The sequence below is a fragment of the Acidocella aluminiidurans genome (assembly GCF_055383125.1).
In genome coordinates this window covers 22232-41642 of sequence record NZ_AP031589.1, presented here as the reverse complement: position 1 = coordinate 41642, position 19411 = coordinate 22232, and the positions used below count along the sequence as shown (strand labels likewise).

Annotated in this window: 15 protein-coding genes; 8 read left to right on the top strand and 7 right to left on the bottom strand. The window is 65.0% G+C overall.

Features of this window, described 5'->3' with window-relative positions; translation table 11 throughout:
• The first annotated feature begins 393 nt into the window (after window positions 1-393).
• Entirely contained in the window at window positions 394-2769 is a 2376-nt protein-coding gene (locus ACZ46S_RS00165) for a beta strand repeat-containing protein (protein ID WP_464062876.1), read from the top strand.
• Between the two features lie 53 nt (window positions 2770-2822).
• Here the strand turns inward: ACZ46S_RS00165 and ACZ46S_RS00160 are convergent, their stop codons facing one another.
• Together ACZ46S_RS00160 and ACZ46S_RS00155 are read right to left on the bottom strand one after the other, a co-directional pair.
• A complete protein-coding gene (locus ACZ46S_RS00160) occupies window positions 2823-4772 on the bottom strand; it encodes a hypothetical protein (protein ID WP_464062875.1) in 1950 nt (649 codons plus the stop codon).
• The gene (locus ACZ46S_RS00155) at window positions 4769-5014 is read right to left on the bottom strand and encodes a hypothetical protein (protein WP_464062874.1); all 246 of its coding nucleotides are present in this window, start codon (window positions 5012-5014) and stop codon (window positions 4769-4771) included. Before ACZ46S_RS00155 ends, ACZ46S_RS00160 begins: the two co-directional genes overlap by 4 nt.
• Between ACZ46S_RS00155 and ACZ46S_RS00150 the strand changes: the two genes are divergently transcribed.
• Both ACZ46S_RS00150 and ACZ46S_RS00145 read left to right on the top strand, forming a co-directional pair.
• Window positions 4992-5330 carry a P-II family nitrogen regulator gene (locus ACZ46S_RS00150; RefSeq protein ID WP_295740193.1) on the top strand — a complete coding sequence of 113 codons (339 nt, stop codon included), beginning with the start codon at window positions 4992-4994 and terminating at the stop codon, window positions 5328-5330. The two genes, ACZ46S_RS00155 and ACZ46S_RS00150, sit on opposite strands and share 23 nt — an antisense overlap.
• Window positions 5331-5450: 120 nt before the next feature.
• Window positions 5451-6224, top strand: a complete 774-nt coding sequence (locus ACZ46S_RS00145; protein WP_464062873.1) for a ferredoxin--NADP reductase — start codon at window positions 5451-5453, stop codon at window positions 6222-6224.
• A gap of 313 nt (window positions 6225-6537) precedes the next feature.
• Here the strand turns inward: ACZ46S_RS00145 and ACZ46S_RS00140 are convergent, their stop codons facing one another.
• Genes ACZ46S_RS00140 through ACZ46S_RS00130 form a run of 3 tightly spaced genes read right to left on the bottom strand, consistent with a single transcriptional unit; the run spans window position 6538 to window position 10663 of the window.
• Entirely contained in the window at window positions 6538-8127 is a 1590-nt protein-coding gene (locus ACZ46S_RS00140; RefSeq protein WP_464062872.1) for a hypothetical protein, read from the bottom strand.
• On the bottom strand, window positions 8124-9155 hold the full coding sequence (locus ACZ46S_RS00135; protein ID WP_295740186.1) for an alpha-E domain-containing protein: 1032 nt from the start codon (window positions 9153-9155) through the stop codon (window positions 8124-8126). The genes ACZ46S_RS00140 and ACZ46S_RS00135 overlap by 4 nt, the downstream gene beginning before the upstream one ends.
• Window positions 9152-10663 carry a circularly permuted type 2 ATP-grasp protein gene (locus tag ACZ46S_RS00130; protein ID WP_464062871.1) on the bottom strand — a complete coding sequence of 504 codons (1512 nt, stop codon included), beginning with the start codon at window positions 10661-10663 and terminating at the stop codon, window positions 9152-9154. The genes ACZ46S_RS00135 and ACZ46S_RS00130 overlap by 4 nt, the downstream gene beginning before the upstream one ends.
• A gap of 371 nt (window positions 10664-11034) precedes the next feature.
• Here ACZ46S_RS00130 and ACZ46S_RS00125 point away from each other — a divergent pair, with 371 nt between their 5' ends.
• Window positions 11035-13224, top strand: coding sequence for a circularly permuted type 2 ATP-grasp protein (locus ACZ46S_RS00125; RefSeq protein ID WP_464062870.1), 2190 nt, complete (start codon window positions 11035-11037; stop codon window positions 13222-13224).
• A 21-nt stretch (window positions 13225-13245) separates the two neighbouring features.
• Window positions 13246-14109, top strand: a complete 864-nt coding sequence (locus tag ACZ46S_RS00120) for a transglutaminase family protein (RefSeq protein ID WP_464062869.1) — start codon at window positions 13246-13248, stop codon at window positions 14107-14109.
• A gap of 12 nt (window positions 14110-14121) precedes the next feature.
• On the opposite strand, the gene ACZ46S_RS00115 is transcribed toward ACZ46S_RS00120, so the two are convergent.
• Both ACZ46S_RS00115 and ACZ46S_RS00110 read right to left on the bottom strand, forming a co-directional pair.
• Window positions 14122-14679 (bottom strand): hypothetical protein, encoded by a 558-nt coding sequence (locus ACZ46S_RS00115; RefSeq protein ID WP_464062868.1) that lies wholly within the window; start codon window positions 14677-14679, stop codon window positions 14122-14124.
• A gap of 198 nt (window positions 14680-14877) precedes the next feature.
• Entirely contained in the window at window positions 14878-15111 is a 234-nt protein-coding gene (locus tag ACZ46S_RS00110) for a hypothetical protein (protein WP_295740174.1), read from the bottom strand.
• Between the two features lie 105 nt (window positions 15112-15216).
• Between ACZ46S_RS00110 and ACZ46S_RS00105 the strand changes: the two genes are divergently transcribed.
• The 3 genes from ACZ46S_RS00105 (at window position 15217) to ACZ46S_RS00095 (ending at window position 19410) form a co-directional block, all read left to right on the top strand.
• The gene (locus ACZ46S_RS00105) at window positions 15217-16533 is read left to right on the top strand and encodes a replication-associated recombination protein A (protein ID WP_464062867.1); all 1317 of its coding nucleotides are present in this window, start codon (window positions 15217-15219) and stop codon (window positions 16531-16533) included.
• Window positions 16530-17513 carry an RluA family pseudouridine synthase gene (locus tag ACZ46S_RS00100; RefSeq protein WP_295740170.1) on the top strand — a complete coding sequence of 328 codons (984 nt, stop codon included), beginning with the start codon at window positions 16530-16532 and terminating at the stop codon, window positions 17511-17513. The genes ACZ46S_RS00105 and ACZ46S_RS00100 overlap by 4 nt, the downstream gene beginning before the upstream one ends.
• Window positions 17514-17589: 76 nt before the next feature.
• The gene (locus ACZ46S_RS00095) at window positions 17590-19410 is read left to right on the top strand and encodes an autotransporter assembly complex protein TamA (protein WP_464062866.1); all 1821 of its coding nucleotides are present in this window, start codon (window positions 17590-17592) and stop codon (window positions 19408-19410) included.
• Window position 19411 lies beyond the last annotated feature (1 nt).

Sequence of the window (19411 nt, the reverse complement as noted above, 5' to 3'; positions counted from 1 at the left end):
AGCTGGGAGAAAGCGCAGACGCCGCAAAATAATGGATAAAATTTAATACATTCCGAATAAAGAATATTTTGGTTTTGGAAATACTATAAAAATAGTCCCTTATCGATTTGTTCATAAATTTTTTGCTGAATCTATTTTTTGCGTCAAACCTCCCGACACTCCCCAGCGCATTTAAAGGGTTTGGGGCATGTTCCTCCGGGCTGTCTCCAAATTTTAGGCATTTTTCAACAACCTACCTCACATATTCGTGTGCCGGAAATGTCCGCGAAATCGCTGCTGACGGATTTTCCTCAGCACGCTAACCTTCAAGAGATGATTGGGCCACTGCTCATCCTGACGAAACCTTTCGGCATGGAAGCAATCCTCTTTCTGTAGCGTATGAGGGACTTTACCTTGTCTAACACCGTTTCGGTCTCCGGCAACTCGACCAGCACCTTCAACGGGCAGAGCCTTAACGTGGTCTCGGGCAATCCAACGATTTATGGAAGCTCGAATTCGGTCGTCAGTTCGGCCAATGATGTCGGCATCTATCTCGCGGACAATCAAAATGCCGTGACCTTGTTCGGCGCGCACGACACGCTCTCCGCAGGGCTGTATCAGTCCGGCGGCGCGAATGGCGACAGCCTGCTGCTTGTTGGCAACAACAACACCATCATGGATGGCGGCTTCGGCAATGGCGGCGTCACCATCAATGGCAGCTACAATAATTTCGTCTCGCAGCAACGCATCGAGACGACCAACATTCTGGTGAACGGCTCGAACGACACCGTTTCGGCGATGTATGTGTCCGGCAATTTCGTCATCAATGGCGACAATGCCCTTATCATCGCGAATAATGGCAATTTCACCATCAACGGCGCCAACGATACGGTGAGGGCCGCCAACGCCACCAGCATCATCGTCACCGGCAGCAACGATACCGTGGTCGACCAGGCGCAGGTAGGCTCGTCCCTCCCGGTCAATCTGTTCGCCGGCGCCGGCGCCGCCGCGTCCGATACCACCGCCGGCTCCGCCATCACCGTCACCGGCGCGAATGACAGCGTGACGGCGCTGAACAACAACAACAGCATCACCGCGACCGGCGACAGCGTCAGCGTCTCGCTGCAGAGCTATGGCAACAGCGCCACCGTTTCGGGAAACAGCAGCAACGTCACTGCGCAGACCTCTTCGGAGAGCATCAGCATCTCCGGCGCCAACAGCACCGTCAGCACCGCCGTGCCGATCTCCGGGAGCAGCGGCTCCACCAGCGTTGCCGCCACCACCGTGTCGATCGCCAGCAGCGTCGCCGCCTCCACGACCTTTAATAACGGCTCGTCGAGCATCGTTGACACCACGCCGGGATCCGGCGCCAGCACCGTCAATATCACCAGCGGCAGCGGCAGCGTCGTCGCGACCGCCGGCGGCACCTATAATGACAGCGTTGGCGGCAATGCCTATACAATCGGTGGAGGAACACTGGTTAACCTTACCGCCGGCGGCGACACGATCCGGGTCACGGATGGCGAGCAGATCACGCGCGACACGCTGGCGGGTACCGCGGCGGCCGCCAATATCGTGGTTCTCGGCTCGGCGGTGAATATCGATCTCACCGCCAATGGCATCATCGGGCGCTATGATGTCGTCAGCGTCACCGGCAACGGCAGTTCCGGCATGCTCTACGGCAATATGAACGACACGCTCTATGCCGGCGGCAGCAACAATCTTTTCGCTGTCACCGCCGATGCCAGTGTCACCGGCAATGGCGGCAGCCTGCTGGTGGCGACGGGCAACAACACCTTGTCGATCTGGACCGGCGGCAACACCATCGCGGCCTCGGGTGGCGCGACCCTCTATGTCACCTCAAGCGACAACACGATCAGCGGCAGCGCGGTGAACCTCACCTTGCAGGGCCGCGGCAACAGCGTGAACCTCACCGGCAACGCCACCGTCTCGGACGCCAACCCCTGGGGTTATGGCATCGCCAGCGGCGCCGAGACCGTGCAAAACCAGTTCACCGTGCAGAGCGGGCAGTTCAATCTGGGAGGCCAGGACCAGCTGCTGCAGACAAGCGGCAGCGCCGCCGTCACCCTCGCCGGCGGCAGCAACGCCACGCTGAGCGGCAGCCAGGACAGCATCACCGCCACCGACCAGACCTATGGCGGCAACAATATCGTGCTGACCGGCGCCAATGACAGCGTCAACCTGATCAATGTCGCGGGCAGCGCCGCCACCGTCTCCGCCGCGCTCGGCGCCTTCGTGAAGGCCAGCGACGATACCGGCAGCAAGATCGGCGCCGTCAATGATAACAGCGATGAATCGCTGGTCTTCATCGGTGGCAGCGGCTCGTCCAGCACCGTGCTCGCGGCGGGCAGCAACACCGCCGTCACCCTGTTCGGCGGCCAGAGCAACCATAACATCGTCTCCGGCGGCAATGCGGGCAATAACAGCCTGAATGGCGGCGGCGGCACCGGCGATCTGTTCAGCGCCGGCGGCAATAACGATGTGCTGATCGGCGGCGGCGGCGGCTATAACACGCTGGTCTCCGCGGCGGGCAATGAAACCCTGACCGGTGCGGGGCTCGGCAATGATCTGTTCTCCATCACCGGCGGCGGCGGCACGGACCTTATCGGCAATTTCAGCGGCCAGATGGTGCTGGGCGCGGGTCTCTCGGTGAGCAGCGAGACGGTCTCCGGCGGTTCGATGAACCTGATCCTGAATGACGGCACGCATCTGATCCTCTCCGGGATCGGCGCGATCCATCAGAGCGGCAGCATCATCACCGCCGCTTGATCTCACCGCCATGATCAGACAGGGCAGGCCGCGCGGCCTGCCCTGTTTGCGTTTCAGGCGCCGCGATAGCTGGGTGTGGGGTTGGCGGCGCAGAGGCGCTGCCAGTTTTCCAGGATCAGCCGGATCTTGGCGAAGACGATGCCGACATCCGCAAATTCCCGCCGCAGCCGCGCGCCAGGCGCCAGGCTGCGATGCGAGGGCTCGCCCGAGATCAACCGCGCCCCGGCGGAGACGCGCAACGCCCCCATCTGCCCCGCCCCTTCAGGCTGCGCCAGCGGCACGGGCTGGCCGATATGGCAGATCCTTGCCGCCACCTCGCCCGCCTGTGGCAGCACGCCGGAAAGATCCGTATTCAGCCAGACATAGACCTGACGGGCCTCGGCAGGGGTCAAACAGCGCCCGGGGGCGTGCGGTGCCGGCAGCGAGAAGGTGAAGATGCTGGGCAGGCGCTCCCAAGGCTCGTCTGCCGCGGTGCGGGCAATCGGCGGGGCGGGCAGCAGCGCCAGGCCGGGTGTGGCGTCGATGCCCCGGCGCACCGCCGCGCCGAACGCCTCAATAATGTCTGCCCGGCGCTTCGGGGCAACACGCAACAGCGCCCGCATCTCCGCCAGGGCCGCGTGCCAGCGCAGCGCCAGCCCATAATTGCCGCCCGCCGGCAGACCCTGCGCGGCAAAGGCGCCGGGCGGGAACTCACCCTGATTGAAATAGGCGGCCAGCCCGGCTGGCAGCCGCGCCCGGCCCAGCCGTGCCGCCACCGAAGCCGGCAACAACGCCGCCCCGGCGAAAGGCGGGCCGGTGAAGAATTTCGAGCCGGTGACCAGCACCACCGCCTCCAGCCCCAGATAGGCGCGCACTGCAGCCGGGGAGAGCCGTGCCTGGCAGGCATCGACGACGATATCGAACCCCGCGCCGTAACGCGCCCGCAGATCCGCCAGAAAGGCCGGGGATGGCGCCAGCAGGCCGGTCTTGGACAGGTCCAGCCCGTGCAGGATCACGCGTTGCCCTTGCGCCAGCGCGGCGGCCAGCACGGCCTCGATTTCGGCTTCGACCTCGCTTAGCGGGCGCACCGCGCCGGCGGCGTTGCGCAGCGCGATATTGGCCAGGGCGGTATCGGGGCGGAAGCCCTCGATCGGCGCCTCGAACGTGACGTCATGGCCCAAGGCGGTGTCCACGGCGAAATGTTGGCCGCGTGCCGCCATCGGCACGCCGCGCCCGGTCTCCTCCGGGGCGATCAGGATGTTGAGGATCGGCTGCTCGGTCCCGGCGAGATGGGTCAAGGCGAGGGCCAGCAATTCGGTATCGGTACCAGAAGCCGCGAGCACGATCTCCTCGCCAGGGCGCAGCCCATAAGCCCGCCCCAGCCCGCGCCGCACCGCGCCGATGCAGCCGGCCAGGGCCCGCTGCGGCGCCATGCCGCGCAGCAGCGCGGCAGTGACCTTCAGCCGCGCCTTGTCCGCCGCGATATAGCCGCGCTCGGAGGAGGAGGAGGCAGTGGAGGACGCGAAGGTGATCGCCCAGGGGCGCGGCCGGTGGCTGCAGCCATAGCCGTTGAGGGCGGTTTTCGGGTCGCGCGCCAGGCGGATATCGCCGCCGGTCTCCATCAGTGCATCGGCGGTGCCGAGCCAGGACCAGAGCCCGTGCAGCCGCCCAGCCTCTTCGCCGGAGAGATCGAAAAGCTCGGCCAGGCGCGTCGGGCCGGGGGAGATGTCGCTGGCCATTGGCGCCAGCCAGTCGGGCAGCAGGGCCTGCGCCTGCGGCGGCAGCGCGGCGCGCTCGGCCTCGCCGAACAAGGCGGCGGCGCGGGCGGCGGCGGCGCGGGCCAGGCAAGACGGCACCTGATGGGTGGCCAGCCACAGCGTCTCCGCCTCATGCCGGCGGGCCAGCGGCAGCAGCGCCGGATGGGCCACGAAAAAGGCCGGGAGAGGGGCGGAAAAAGCGGCGAATTCGGCTGTGCTGATCGGTCCGGGGCGGCGCGCCGGGGCCGGCAAGGTCGCGAGGGTCATATCGTCTCCGCCAGTAAACGCCACTGGCCATAGCGCACCTGCCCCCGCGCCGCCAAGTTTACGGCAAAAATCGGCGCCAGCCCGACCATTTCGGCCCCAAGACCATTGTGCCACGGAATGGCGCATGACAGGATGAGGCGGCTTGTTTCCCAGGCCGCCGGGGCGACCCGGCCCCGCAACCGGTTCAGGAGCGCCCGCCAAAAAAGGCGGCGAGACGCGATGAAGAAGATCGAAGCCATCATCAAACCGTTCAAGCTGGATGAGGTGAAGGACGCGTTGGGCGAAGTGGGGCTGCAAGGCATCACCGTCACCGAGGCGAAGGGCTATGGGCGCCAGAAGGGCCATTCCGAAACCTATCGCGGCGCCGAATATGTCGTTGATTTTCTTCCAAAAGCGAAAATCGAGATCGTCTGCGACGACGATCTGGTCGAGCGCGCGGTGGAGGCGATCATGAACGCGGCGCGGACCGGGCGGATCGGCGATGGCAAGATCTTCGTCTCCGAGATCGAGGAGGCGATCCGCATCCGCACCAACGACAAGGGCAGCGCGGCGCTGTAAGGACGGGCTGGCCGGAGGAGTTTTTTGCTTTTCCGGCCCCTGCTTTGCCAAAATAGAGGTTAACATTTTCCGCCGGAGCGTCTAAGGACGGGTCCGATTTTTTGTGCGGAGCAAGAGACCTTGGCGACGATGTATACCGAGACGGTGAAAACCGTCCGGCACTGGACGGACCGGCTGTTCAGCTTCACGACGACGCGCAATCCGGGCCTGCGCTTTCTCAATGGACAATTCGTGATGATCGGCCTGCCCATCAATGGGCGGCCGCTGCTGCGCGCCTATTCGCTGTGCAGCGCCAATCATGAGGACCAGCTGGAATTCTTCTCCATCAAGGTGCCGAACGGCCCGCTGACCCAGCATCTGCAGAAGCTGCAGCCGGGCGATGAGATCATCGTTGGCGGCAAGCCCACCGGCACGCTGGTGCAGGACAGCCTGACGCCGGGCAAATATCTCACCATGCTCGCCACCGGCACCGGGCTGGCGCCGTTCGTCTCGGTGATCAAGGATCCCGAGGCATATGAGCGCTATGAGAAGCTGGTGCTGGTGCATGGCTGCCGCGAGGTGGCGGAGTTGGCCTATGGCGAGAAGGTGGTCGCCGATCTGCTGGAAGACGAGTTCTTCGGCGAGCTGGCGCGCGAGAAGCTGCTTTATTACCCGACCGTGACCCGCGAGCCGTTCCGCAACCAGGGCCGCATCACGGACCTGCTGGAGCAGGGCAAGCTGGAGGCGGATCTCGGCCTGCCGGCGTTCAACAAGGAAGATTACCGGGTGATGCTGTGCGGCAGCCCGGAGATGCTGGCGCAGCTGCAGGCGATGATGGAGGCCCGCGGCTTTGCGGAGGGCAGCCATTCGGTGCCCGGCCAGTATGTGATCGAAAAGGCCTTCGTGGAGAAATAGAGCCTGATCGGTTCGGATTGAATCGCGAAGCGATCAAGCTGAACCGTGAATCAGCCTCTCGATCAAAGCGTTAGAGCGATATGTGTTTGGGTTGACGCGGTAGCGTCAACTTAAACACATGAAATTGCTCGCCAAAACGAAAGCTAGAGCGCCGCGACGGCACAAAAAACCCCGCCTGGGCAAAGCCCCGGCGGGGTTTTTTGTGAACAAAGACTCGAAAAAGTTGCAAAAGTTTTTTGGTGCCGCTTTTTTTCAAAAAAGCGGCGAAAAAGGCCCGGACGTATGCACCGCCGGCGCCCCCTCACCGGAACGTTCAGCTACAAATCCCGTCCTTCATCCCGAGCTGGGTGCAGAAAGCCAGATGCGAGGCCGGGTCGTAGAGCACGATGGCGATCCGCCGCCCCGCCCCCTCCACCACGCTCGGCTCGCCCAGCGTCTTGGTCTTGGCAAAGAATTCTTTCGCGGTCCCGGTATTCTGTCCGGCATGGCCATAGACCACCCAGACCCGCTTGCCCGAAGCGATCGCCTGGCTGGCCTGGGCCAGATCGCCGCCGGCATGGGCCAGCACCGTCGCCTTCGCGTCGGCCGGCAGATAATGCTGCAGGATCGGCAGCGCCCCGTCATCGGACAAATAGAGCATATCCCCTGGCGCCACGTCATTGGCCAGAATCTGGGCCGCCACATCCCAGCGCGGCTTGGTCTCGGCGGCGTAATAAGGCAGCGCGTTGACGAGCAGCAGCGCCCCCGCCCCCATCACCCCGGCCCAGGCCACGCCCGGCGCGCGCCGCTCCAGCAGTGCCGCCCCGCCAATCCCGGCCAGGATCGCGAAGGGCGCCGCGCTCCAGAGCAGATAGCGCGGCAGGAAAATCGGGTGTTTCAGGGAAATCAGCACGAACAGCACCGGCAGGAACAGCAACGCCACCGCCAGCATCGCCATCACCGCCGGGCGGCGGCGCAGCTTCCAGCCGGCGACGCACAGCGCGGTCAGCAGCGCCGCATCGGTCAGCCAGATCACGCCCGGCGTCGCATCGCGGCTGATGAAGCGGAAGGAAACCCAATCCGCCACATGCATGAAATAGACACTGCCCAGGCTGTACCAGAGTCGGGATGCGTCCAGCGGCGGAATCCAGCCCAGCGCGTTGGTCACGCTCTCGGTCTGGAAATGCAGCATCACCAGATAGAACGGCGCGGTAAGGGCCAGGATGGCGGCATCCGCCAGCGCGAGATTGCGCAAAAGCCCACGCCGATGATCGCTGAAGCCGAGCAGGCAAAGGAAGATCAGATTGGCGGCCAGCCACCAGGGCAGCGCATCGCCCAGCACATCCAGCGCCGCGACGGTCCCCAGCACGAAGCAGAGCCAGCCCGCCCTGGCCTGGCGCCAGTTGCGGCTGGCCGCCGGCAGATCCAGCGTCAGCCGGGTGACGCCGTAGAGCGCCACCAGGATCAGCGTCATTTCCATGGTGTAGGAACGCGCCTCCTGGGCGAAGGCCAGCGCCATCGGCGAGAAGCCCAGCACCAGGGCCGCCAGCACCCCGGCCAGCCGCCCGGCGATGCGCGCCGCGATCAGATAAACCAGCATCACCGCCGCCGCGCCGAACAGGGCCGAGGGCAGGCGCAGCCAGAATTGCGGATCGCCGAAATGGGTCAGCGGCGCCAGCATCAGGAAGAAGCTCGGCATATGATGGTTCTGGAAGGAATTCACCACCAAGGCGCCCGGCTGCAGCGAGGCGCGTTGCAAGGTGAACATCTCATCCAGCCAGAAGGGCCGGCGCCCGAGATCGATCACCCGCGGCAGCAGCGCCAGCAGGAAGATCCCGGCCGGCCAGGCGAAGCGCGCGAAGGACGAAGCGCGGTTCGGCACGCCGGAAACGGTCTTGATCTCGGGTTTGACAGTGATGCTCACGCGCTGACCTGTGATTGGGACTGTGATTGCCCCTGCAAGGACGGCTCAGGCGTCGGCGCGGGCCGCCAATCGCGGAAAAAGGCACGGCCGATGGCCCCTGCGAGCTCCTGCAGGTGAATCTGAACGAGATCCAGATAATCGTGCAAGCCCGTGGCCAAAATATGGCTGAGCTTCGCTTCGAGCAGCAATTCGCGCAGCATCTCCACCCGCTCCAGCGCCTCCGCCCCGCGTGACAGGCCGAAATGCCGGCGCAGATCGTCCAGATGCGATTCAATCCGCCGCACGCAGAGCAGCGGCGAGCGCGGGTTGGAGGGGTCACGCAGCAGGAACTGCACCACATCCTCCGGCGCGAATTGCGCGCGGGCCTGGCGCTTGAAAGCGTGATAGCCGGCGGCGGCACGCAATATGGCGTTCCATTGCGTCAGCTCCGCCACGCGCTTTTCCTCCCGCCCGCGCGGCAGCAGGGCGGTGAATTTGATGTCCAGCATGCGGGTGGTCTGGTCCGCGCGCTCGATATAGCGGCCCAGCTCGTAGAAATACCAACCCTGGTCACGATAGATGGTGCCCTGGGTGATGCCGGTATGGGCCTGCACCCCTTCCTTGATCCGGGTGCAGAGGCGCGAAAGCGCGTCCCCCTCCAGATCCTCCGGCGTGATCCGGCTGACGAAGCGGTGAAACACGTTGAGCTGCTTCCACATCTCCGTGCTCATCAGCGGCCGCAGCGTGCGGGCATTGGTGCGCGCCTCCTCCAGACTGGCGGGGATGGAGGTGCTGTTGCCCTTATCCAGCAGATAGAAGCGCTTCACATGCGTCGCGTCCGCCGAGAAGCCGCGCTCCAGAAAATTCTTCTCATCGGCATTGATGCGGATGAGCCCGAACCAGGCCTCGGTCTCGAAACCAGGGCTCTCGAAGCTCTGCGTCACATCGATCAGCCGCGCCATGTTCTCGACGCGCTCCAGATAGCGCGCCATCCAGAACAGCCCCTCGGCGTCGCGGGCGAGCAGCCCGGGGTCGCGCATATGGGTCATGGCGTTTCTCCCTTCGTGGGGTCTTCCTTGCTGAAATCCTCGGCCAGCACCCAGGTATCCTTGGAGCCGCCGCCTTGGCTCGAATTCACGATAAGCGACCCTCTCTTCATCGCGACTCGTGATAACCCGCCGGGCAGCACCCAGCTTTCCTTGCCGGTGACGATGAAGGGCCGCAGATCCAGATGGCGCGGGCCGATGCCCTCCTCGGCCAAGGTCGGGCCGACGGAGAGGCCGATCATCGGCTGGCTGATCCAGTTATCCGGATCGGCTGAGATGGTCTCGCGCACTTTCTCCAGCTCCTCCTTGGAGGCGCGCGGGCCGATGGTGATGCCGTAACCGCCGCTCTCGCCCACCGGCTTGGTCACCAGCTTGTCGAGATTCTCCAGCGTATATTTCAGCCCCTCCGTCTCGCGGCAGATATGGGTGTCGACATTCCGGATCAGCGGCTCCTCATCCAGATAATATTTGATAATGCGCGGCATATAGGCATAGACCGCCTTGTCATCCGCCACCCCGGTGCCGACGGCATTGGCGATGGCGACATTGCCGGCCTTCCAGGCGCGGATCAGACCGGGCACGCCCAGCATGGAATCCGGCCGGAACACTTCCGGGTCGAGGAAATCGTCATTCAGCCGGCGATAAATCGTGTGCACCGGCTTCAACCCGGAAATGGTGCGCATGTAGACCCGGTCATTCTCGACCGTCAGATCTGCCCCCACCACCAGAGGCACGCCCATCTCGCGGGCCAGGAATACATGCTCGAAATAGGCGGAGTTGTAGATACCGGGTGAGAGCAGCACCACCTGCGGGTCGGCATGGTCGCCGGGTGCCACCTCCGCCATCGCCGCGCGCAGGCGCCGCCCGTAATCATCCACCGGCTTCAGCTTGATGCCGGCCATCAGGTCCGGGAAGGTGCGCAGCATCAGATGCCGGTTCTCGATCACGTAAGAGACGCCGGACGGGGTGCGGGCATTATCCTCCAGCACCCGGAAATCCCCCGCCTCGTCGCGGATGATGTCGATGCCGCAGACATGCACATAGGTGCCGTGGGGGACCGGGAAATCCTTCATCTCCGGGCGGTAATTGGCGTTGCCATAGACCAGCTCGCCGGGGATGATTCCATCCTTCACCACATGGCCCTTGCCGTAGATATCGCCCAGAAACAGGTTCAGCGCCTTCACGCGCTGGGCGCAGGCGCGCTCCAGCAGATCCCATTCAGGCGCGGTTAACACACGTGGGATACAATCAAAGGGCAGGATGCGGTCGATTGCCGTGGCGTCGGAATAAACGGTGAAGGTGACGCCGAGATCGATCAGATCGGTTTCGGCGGCGGAGGCACGGGCGCGCAGCGCCTCCAGCCCGATTCCCTGCAACCGCTCGGCCAGCCATTGCGGCACCGGCCCGGCATCGGCGCGCGGCGTCGTCAGTTCGCAAAAGAAACGGCCTGGATCATATTCGGGCCATAAATGCTGAAAAATGTCGCTCAAACCAAAGCCTCCGGCGCGCATAGGCGGAAAAAATGATGATGGAAAAAGCGATGGGTCGTCAGGGTATCAGGGGCGGAGTGACGGGCCGGAAACAGCCCGTGCTTGCGCGCGAAGAGCACCAACCGGGCAGAAGGAGCCCAGCAATTCAGCACGCATCACCTGAGATTTGGCGCCGATCCGTCATGGTACAGGGTAAATCTGCCTTCAAAACATCCATGTCCGCAAGGTGCCTCCCTGGCTGCGGGATTTAGACTTCATGACAGTTATGCAAGCATCGGACCAAGCCCGCCCCGCCGCCGCGCCGCGCCGTTGCGCACGGCGCGGCCAGACTGACCGGGCTTGCCATCAGGGACAGGTAGGCACCCGTCCTACACTCTGTTAATCCTGTCGAAATGCAAATTTTGTCACCCTACGATGAAACACTGGACCGACAGGGACGGCTGAAAAGCCCCTGGTCGCCGGTTTTGTCGGCCGTGCGCGAAATGGGCATGATCGAGCTGGAACGGCGCTGCGCGGCGCTGGGCCGGCAGGTGGGGCTGGCCGCGCCGGCGCTGCGCCCCGCCGCCCGGCCTTACGACCCCTTGCCGGCACTGCTCACCGCCTCAGAGTTCGCCTGGCTGGAGGAGGCGGTCAGCCAGCGCGCCGAGCTGCTCTCGCAGGTGATGGAAGATCTTTACGGCCCGCAGAGCCTGATGCGTCTGGGCCGGCTGCCGCCGGCGCTGGTGCTGGCGGACCCGTTCTTTCTGCGCGCCCTGCATACCGGCGGCAAGCTGCCGGCACCGCGCCTGGGGCTGTATGCGGCGGATGTGATTCGCGGCACCGACGGGCGCTTCAAGCTGCTGCGCGACCATACCGGGACCATTCCCGGGCTTGGCCACGCGCTCACGCTGCGCCGCCTGGCCAACGGGGTGCTGCCGGAATTGTTCCGGGCCGGGGCGCTGCGCTCGCTGCGGCCGGCGCGGGAAATTCTGGTGGACCAGCTGCAACGCCGGGCCGAAGGCGGGCTGGTGGCGGTGCTCTCCGGCGGCGCGGCCGCTCCGGGGCTGCCGCATGGCGACGATGCGCTGCTGGCGCGCGCGCTGGGCGTGCTGATGATCGAACCCGCCGACCTCGCCACCCGCAACGGCGCCTTGCATATGAAGACGCTGAGCGGGCTGCTGCATGTGGCGACGCTGGTGCGCGGTGTCTCGGGCATCGATCTCGACCCGCTGGAGCAAGGTGGCCGGCCTGGGGCGGGCATTCCCGGCGCCTTCGGGGCGGTACGGGCCGGGGTGCTGAACATGCTCAACGCCCCGGGCAGCAAGCTGCTGGAGTCGCAGGTGCTGCATCCTTATCTGCAGGAGCTGTTCGAGCCGCTGCTGGGGGCGCCGCACAAGATGCAGCAGGCCGAGCCGGACGATGTGGCGCTGGCCTCGCAAGCGCCCTTCCTCGCCCCGGACGGCGTGCTGACCAAGGCTCCGCTCTGTTTTCGTATCTTCTCCTGGCATGACGGGGTGCAGTGGCAGGTGCTGCCGGGCGGGCTGGGTCTGGCGATGGATGCGCAGGCCGGGCTGGGGCTGAAGGATCTCTGGGTGTTCGATGGCGAGGAGCCGCGGATGATCGCCGGCGCGCCCCCGGCCGAGCCGCCGGAGAAGGTGAAATTCCTCGCCGCCGCGCATCTGCCCTCGCGGCTGGCGGATAATCTGTTCTGGCTCGGCCGCTCGGTGGAGCGGCTGGAAGCCGCGGCGCGGCTGCTGATGCTGGCCCTGCCCCGGCTGGAATCCGGCACCTCGCTGCCGCGTGACATGGCCGAGCGCGGGTTGATCTCGCGCTGTCTCGGCCAGGCCGGGCTACTGCCCGCGGATGTGGCGGGCTCTGCCCTCTCCGGCCGGCTGCTGCGCCAGACGCTGGCGCGCCGCCGCCCGCTGGCCGGGCTGGTGAAGGAGGTGGCGCGGTTGGTCGATGCCTCCTCCGAGCGGCTTTCGCCCTCGATGCTGGCCACCGTGCGGCTGGCGCTGCAGCAGGCCAACGAGGCGCTGCCGAACGAGGAAGTGGCCTTGCCGGTGATGCTGAATTTCGCCGCCAGCTTCGCCGGCATCGCGGCGGAGAACATGTCCCGCGACGGTGGCTGGCTGTTCCTGGAAATGGGCCGCCGGCTGGAGCGCGCCGAGACGCTGGCGGAGACGCTGGCGATTTTGCTGGACGGGCCGATCCCCAGGCTGGAGCCGGGGCTGGCGCTGGGCATCGAGCTGGCGGATTCGGTGCTGAGCTATGAGCTGCGCCATGCCGGCATCATCGCCCCCGGCCCGGTGCTGGCGATGCTGCTGGCCGATGCTTCCAACCCCCGCGCTCTGGCCTTCCAGTGCAACGCGCTGCGCGCCTGCCTGGAGCGGCTGGGGGCGGATGACGATGCCGAAACCGCAAGGTTGCTGCAACATGAGCTGGCCGATCTAGCCGGCGGCGGCACGGCGCTGAGCGCCACGCTGAGCGCCATGGCGGCGAAGCTGCGCACCCTGTCCGACCGCGTGCAGCGGCGCTTCTTCACGCTGCTGCCCGCGGCACACACGCTTGAGGATGAAGAGATCTTGGAAGCGGCACAATAACTTGCCACAGTCCGCCGCGCCATGACCCTGTACCGCCTGAACCACGCCACCGCCTATGATTACGCCGAACCGGTGGTGATCGGCACGCATTTCATGCATTTGCTGCCGCGTTCGCGGCCCGGCCAGTTTATCCGCGAGGCCCGGCTGGACATCTCGCCGCTGCCGGACAACCGGCGCGATGAGATCGACCATTTCGGCAATTTCACCACCAGCGTCTCGCTGACCGGGGCGCATAAGCAATTCAACGTGACGCTGAGTGCTACGATCGAGGTGGAACAGCCGGTGCCGCCGGCGCACACACCGCGCTGGGAAGCGATTGCCGCCTGGGCGCTGCATGAGGTGGATGTGGCGGAGTTCTGCCTGCCGAGCGACCTCGCCAGACCGGCCGGGGAGATCGCGGATTATGCCGCGGTGAGCTTCCGGCCGGGGCGGGAGATGCTGGAGGCGGTGCTGGAGCTGAACCAGCGCATCTTCAACGAGATGACCTACAAGCCCGGGGTGACCAACAACTTCACCACGGCGCTGCAGATTTTACGCACCCGCACCGGGGTCTGCCAGGATTATGCGCATTTCATGCTGGCCTGTTTGCGCGCGCTGGGGCTGCCGGGGCGCTACGTGTCCGGCTATCTGCGCACGCTGCCGCCGCCGGGGCAGGAAAAGCGGCGCGGGGCGGACCAGAGCCACGCCTGGATCGGCGTCTGGCTCGGCCCGGAGACCGGCTGGGTGGATTTCGACCCGACCAATAATCTGCTGGTCAGCAATGAGCATGTGACGCTGGCCTGGGGCCGGGATTTCAACGATGTCTCGCCGCTGCGCGGGGTGATTCTGGGCGGCGGCCGCCACTCGCTGCATGTGGGCGTCGATCTCGAACCGGTGCTGACCTAAGGCGCGGGGCGTTCAGATTCCGGTACTCTGAACAACCCCCTGCGCCATGGTCGGCATGGCGATCCACTGTTTTGCTTCCACAAGCGGCTTGATCAGATTGGCTGCGAGATTGGCCGTGGTGGTCGGCCCACTATAACCGGCGTTGCGCAGATAGGATTTCGGCAGGAAGTCTCCACCGTTAAACACATCATTGCTGTTGAAGCGGCGCTGGACATAAACAGCGCCGATAATGTCATGCGGATAGATTTCATTGACCGCACGCTCCTGGCCAAACATCGGCCAGAGCGATTGGCGCACCCCAAGCTTGCCGACCGTTTTGACATATTCATACTGGGATTGCTGGGTATTCGTCATCCGGCGCACGTCGAGATCCAGCACATAAACCCAGCTATCTGTATTGAGGTCCCCGACAGGAAAAAGCGGGGCGGCCTGAAAATCGCGGGTCACGCAAACGGCGGATTGCGGTACGATATCCGGGGCATTTTTCTTACCCGCAGGCCAGCGCAACTTGGGCTGCGCGTAGCTTCTGTCGCGTTTGGAAAATCCCGCCTTGAAGATACGTTCTGGCATATCGGATGGGTGGCGGGTATCGCTGCGGTAAAAAACCCCTCTCATATTTCCCCCTGGCGTATTGCCTTCGCGGCGACAATCTAAAATGGAATTTTCAGAATCGCAACAATGCTGATGCGCGAGAACGATAGCTCACGCCTGCCTTACGCTTTGGGGAAAGACACAGATAAGAAAAAACTATCCTTCAGATAGTGGCGTTCAGAACGAGCGCCAGCCCCGCCGCTGGCTGCGCATCAGCAGATACCCTGCAAACCCCAACACCAGCAGCACCGGGATCATCAGGAACGCGGTCCAGACCACCACCGCGCCAACGCCAAGCGCCACAGCGAACGCCAGCAACCGCAGCGCGATCTGCGCCAGAGAGGGTTTAGACGGCTCGACGAAGTGCCCATCGGGCGTCATGTCGAGCACCGGGCCATTTTCTTTTGCCATATGACAGATCTAGGGCAGAGGGCGGCGCAGTTCAATGCGCGATGATGAGGAGAGCGGCGTCCCGCTGCCATGGCAAGGGCGACTGCGAAGGGCTAAATGTCAGCCATGCAAGAAGATGATCTGTTCGGCCCGCCAGAGGCTGCCACCCCAGCCAATCCGGGCAGCCAGCCCTTGGCGGAGCGGCTGCGCCCGAAGGCGCTAGGCGATGTCGCGGGCCAGGCGCATTTGCTGGGGCCAGAGGGCAGCCTCACCGGCATGCTGGCGCGCGGCTCACTGGCCTCGATCATCCTCTGGGGCCCGCCCGGTGTCGGCAAAACCACCATCGCCCGGCTGCTGGCCGATGCGGCGGGGCTGCAATTCCGGCAGATCTCGGCGGTGTTCTCCGGCGTCGCGGACCTCAAGAAAGTGTTCGAGGACGCCACCCGCCTGCACCGCGCCGGCCGCGCCACGCTGCTGTTCGTGGATGAAATTCACCGCTTCAACCGCGCCCAGCAGGATGCGTTTCTGCCCGTGGTCGAGGCCGGGACGATCACGCTCATCGGCGCCACCACGGAAAATCCCAGCTTTGCGCTGAACGGCGCGCTGCTCTCCCGGGCCCAGGTGTTCGTGTTGCGCCGGCTGGACGATGCGGCGATGGAGGAGCTGCTCACCCGCGCCGAAGCCGAAACCACCCAGCCTCTGCCGCTCACGGCAGGTGCGCGCGCCAGCCTGCGGGCGATGGCCGATGGCGATGGCCGGGCTTTGCTCAACATGGCCGAACAGCTTTTCGCCCTGCCGCCGGGCACCGAGCTGGACGAAACCGCTTTGGGCCAGCTCCTCTCCCGCCGCGCGGCTTTATATGACCGCGACCGCGAGGAGCATTACAACCTCATCTCCGCCTTGCATAAATCCATGCGCGGTTCGGATGCGGATGCGGCCTTGTACTGGCTGGCGCGGATGTTCGCCGGCGGGGAAGACCCGCGCTATATCGCCCGGCGCGTCACCCGTTTCGCCGCCGAGGATATCGGCCTGGCCGACCCGCAGGCTCTGGTGCAGGCCCTCTCCGCCTGGGAGGCCTATGAGCGTCTGGGCTCGCCGGAGGGGGAGGTCTGCATCGCGCAAGCCGTGGTCTATCTGGCCACCGCGCCGAAATCCAACGCCGTCTATAAAGCCATCGGGGCTGCCAACCGCGCCGCCAAGGAAACCGGCAGCCTGATGCCGCCGAGGAACATCCTGAATGCCCCCACCAAGCTGATGAAAAATCTCGGCTATGGCGAAGGCTACCAGTACGACCACGACACCGAGGACGGCTTCTCCGGCGATAATTACTTCCCCGAGGGCATGGGGCGGCCGGATTTCTACCGCCCGGTGGAGCGCGGCTTCGAGCGGGAAATCGTCAAGCGCCTCGCTTATTGGCAGAAATTGCGCGAAGAGAGGCAATGACCACCGAGATACAAGTTCCCGAGGCCGGCGCCGAGATGCGGCTGGACCGTTTCCTGCGCCGCGAAGTGCCGGGCCTCACCCAGGGTGTGCTGCAAAAGCTGCTGCGCACCGGCAAGATCCGCCGCAATGGCAGCCGGGCGGAGGCGAATGACCGCCTGGCCCTGGGCGATGTGCTGAGCCTGCCCGAAATCGCCCCGCCGACCGACGCACCCAAGCCCCGCCAGATCGTCAAGATGGATGAAAACCGCACCAAGGAATTGGAGCGGATGGTGATCTATCAGGATGACTCGGTGATCGTGCTCAACAAGCCCGCCGGGCTGCCGGTGCAGGGCGGCTCGGGCATCGCCGTGCATGTGGATGGGATGCTGGATGCGCTACAGGGCGATGCGCCGGAGCGGCCCAAACTGGTGCACCGGCTGGACCGCGACACCTCCGGCGTGCTGGTCATTGCCCGCAGCGCCAAGGTGGCGGCGAAGCTCTCGGCGGCGTTTCGCGGCCGGGATGTCGAGAAAACCTACTGGGCGCTGCTGGTCGGCTTGCCGGAAACGCTGGAAGGGCGGATCGATCTGCCGCTGAAGCGCATCGATCTCGGCCAGACCTCTCGCGCCGAGCCGGCCTCGCGCAAGGACAAGGACGCACAGAAGGCGATCACCGATTACCGCATTCTGGACAAGGCCGGGCGCAAATTCTGCCTGGCGGAGCTGAGCCCGCATACCGGGCGGATGCACCAGCTGCGCGCCCATTGTTTGGCCTTGGGCACGCCGATTCTGGGCGATGAGGTTTATGGCAGCGCCTATCACGAGCATTTCGCCAACCAGCTGCATCTGCATGCGCGCCGGCTCAGCTTTCCGCACCCGGAAGGCGGGCTGCTGACGATCGAGGCGGAGCTGCCCAAACATATGGTGAACGGGCTGAATTACCTCGGCTTCCCGGCCCCGGACGCGGCCAAGCCCAGGCGCGGCGGGCGCGGCGCGGCCTAAGCCTTTCCTATAAATTACAGTCGGTTAACGGCAAGAGGGGTGGAAAACCCCAGGCTTTGCTGTCACATATTGAGGCATGCGCCGGTGGACACGCCCCCTTCTGTGCCTCTGCCTCGTCCTCGGCGGCAATGCCGCCGAGGGGGCCGATCCGGTGAATTACAATCTCAGCTTCACCCCCTCCGGCGATGGCGGGCTGGACGGGCTGATGAAACAGACCTCCTCACTGGTCTCGTTGCAAAAGAAACTCCCCCCTGCCCCGTTCGCGCTGATCGGCCGGGCGCGCACGGATGAGGCACATTTCATCACCGTGTTGCACGCGCTGGGCTATGATGCCGGCACGGCGAAGATCACCATCGACGGCATGTCCCTCGATGATCCGGCGTTGCTCGATCATCTCACCCGCCTGCCCCAGGGCAGCCAGGCCAAGGTCGCTATCTCCACCCAGAAAGGCGCGCTGTTCAGCCTCGGCCAGGTGAACATCACCGGCCTGCCGACGGGCTTCAAGCCGCACCCTGGCATCCGCACCGGCCAGCCCGCCACCGCCGCGCCAATTCTCGCCGTGCCGGCCAAGCTCACCACCGATCTGCAGAATGCCGGCTATGCCTTCGCCAAGGTGGCGCCGCCCTACGCGGTGGCGAATGAGGCAACGCATAGGCTGAATGTGAGCTATAGCGTCACCCCTGGCCCGCGCGTGGATATCGGCGCCGTCAGCTTCTCCGGCCTCACCCGCACCGACCCGGCCTTCCTCAGCCGCCATATCAGCCTGCGCCAGGGCCAGCCTTATTCCGAAAAGGCGCTACAGCAGGCCCGCGACTCGCTGCTGGGGCTCGGTGTGTTCTCCTCCGTGACCGCGGTGCCGGCGACAGAGGCGGTCGCCGGCCAGGTGCCGATCAGCTTTCATGTCACCGAGCAGAAGCTGCACGCGGTCACGCTCTCGGGCGCCTATGCGACGGATCTGGGTGTCTCCATCGGCACCAGCTGGGAGAACCGCAATCTCTTCGGCCATGCCGAGACGCTGACCCTCTCGGTCGCCGCCAACGGGCTGGGCGGCACCGGCACCACGGCGCCGGGCTATGACCTCAAAGGCGTCTTCACCAAGCCGGATTATTATGTGCGCGGCCAGACTTTGACCCTCTCCGCCGAGGGGCTGCAACAATCGCTCACCGCCTATCGGCGCACCGGCATCATCATCGGCGGCTCGCTCTCGCGGCCGATCACCGCCCATACCGCCATCACCTACGGCCCCAGCTTCACCACCGAGCGGGTGGACCAGGAAGGGGTCGCCCGCAGCTATGTGCTGGCGCAATTCCCGATCAATTTCACCTGGGACACCAGCAATTCGCTGCTGGAGCCCACGCGCGGCCACAAGCTCTCGCTCACCATCACCCCGACCATGCCGGTGGTCGGCACCCCGCATGATCCGTTCGTGATCCTGCAGGGCACCGGCTCGGTCTATGTCCCCGTCGAGCGCAAGGCCTGGGGCGTGGTGGCGCTGCATGGGGTACTGGGCAGCATCCAGGGAGCCAGCCAGTTTGGCGTGCCGGCGGATCAGCGCTTCTACGCTGGCGGTTCGGGCACGGTGCGCGGCTATAGCTACCAGACCATCGGCCCGCTTTTCGCCGACGACACGCCCCAGGGCGGGCTGGCGCTGGATGCGGTCAATCTGGAATTCCGCCAGCATATCACCAAGAGCATCGGCATCGTGCCGTTCATCGATGCCGGGCAGGTCAGTGCCGGCGCCGCCCCGTTCAAGGGCACGCTGCGCGTCGGCGCCGGGCTGGGGGCGCGCTATTACACCTCGATCGGGCCGATCCGGGTGGATTTCGCGCTGCCGCTGAAGCGCACCCCGGGCAGCAGCGCCTTCGGGCTCTATATCGGGCTCGGGGAGGCGTTCTGAA

Excerpts from the sequence above, each read along its gene's own strand:
- ACZ46S_RS00130 (WP_464062871.1), bottom strand. The coding sequence starts at position 10,663 with ATGCGCGCCGGAGGCTTTGGTTTGAGCGACATTTTTCAGCATTTATGG.
- ACZ46S_RS00160 (WP_464062875.1), bottom strand. The coding sequence starts at position 4,772 with ATGACCCTCGCGACCTTGCCGGCCCCGGCGCGCCGCCCCGGACCGATC.
- ACZ46S_RS00110 (WP_295740174.1), bottom strand. The coding sequence starts at position 15,111 with ATGGCAAAAGAAAATGGCCCGGTGCTCGACATGACGCCCGATGGGCAC.
- ACZ46S_RS00100 (WP_295740170.1), top strand. The coding sequence starts at position 16,530 with ATGACCACCGAGATACAAGTTCCCGAGGCCGGCGCCGAGATGCGGCTG.
- ACZ46S_RS00150 (WP_295740193.1), top strand. The coding sequence starts at position 4,992 with ATGAAGAAGATCGAAGCCATCATCAAACCGTTCAAGCTGGATGAGGTG.
- ACZ46S_RS00135 (WP_295740186.1), bottom strand. The coding sequence starts at position 9,155 with ATGACCCATATGCGCGACCCCGGGCTGCTCGCCCGCGACGCCGAGGGG.
- ACZ46S_RS00105 (WP_464062867.1), top strand. The coding sequence starts at position 15,217 with ATGCAAGAAGATGATCTGTTCGGCCCGCCAGAGGCTGCCACCCCAGCC.
- ACZ46S_RS00115 (WP_464062868.1), bottom strand. The coding sequence starts at position 14,679 with ATGCCAGAACGTATCTTCAAGGCGGGATTTTCCAAACGCGACAGAAGC.
- ACZ46S_RS00120 (WP_464062869.1), top strand. The coding sequence starts at position 13,246 with ATGACCCTGTACCGCCTGAACCACGCCACCGCCTATGATTACGCCGAA.
- ACZ46S_RS00155 (WP_464062874.1), bottom strand. The coding sequence starts at position 5,014 with ATGATGGCTTCGATCTTCTTCATCGCGTCTCGCCGCCTTTTTTGGCGG.
- ACZ46S_RS00125 (WP_464062870.1), top strand. The coding sequence starts at position 11,035 with ATGCAAATTTTGTCACCCTACGATGAAACACTGGACCGACAGGGACGG.
- ACZ46S_RS00095 (WP_464062866.1), top strand. The coding sequence starts at position 17,590 with ATGCGCCGGTGGACACGCCCCCTTCTGTGCCTCTGCCTCGTCCTCGGC.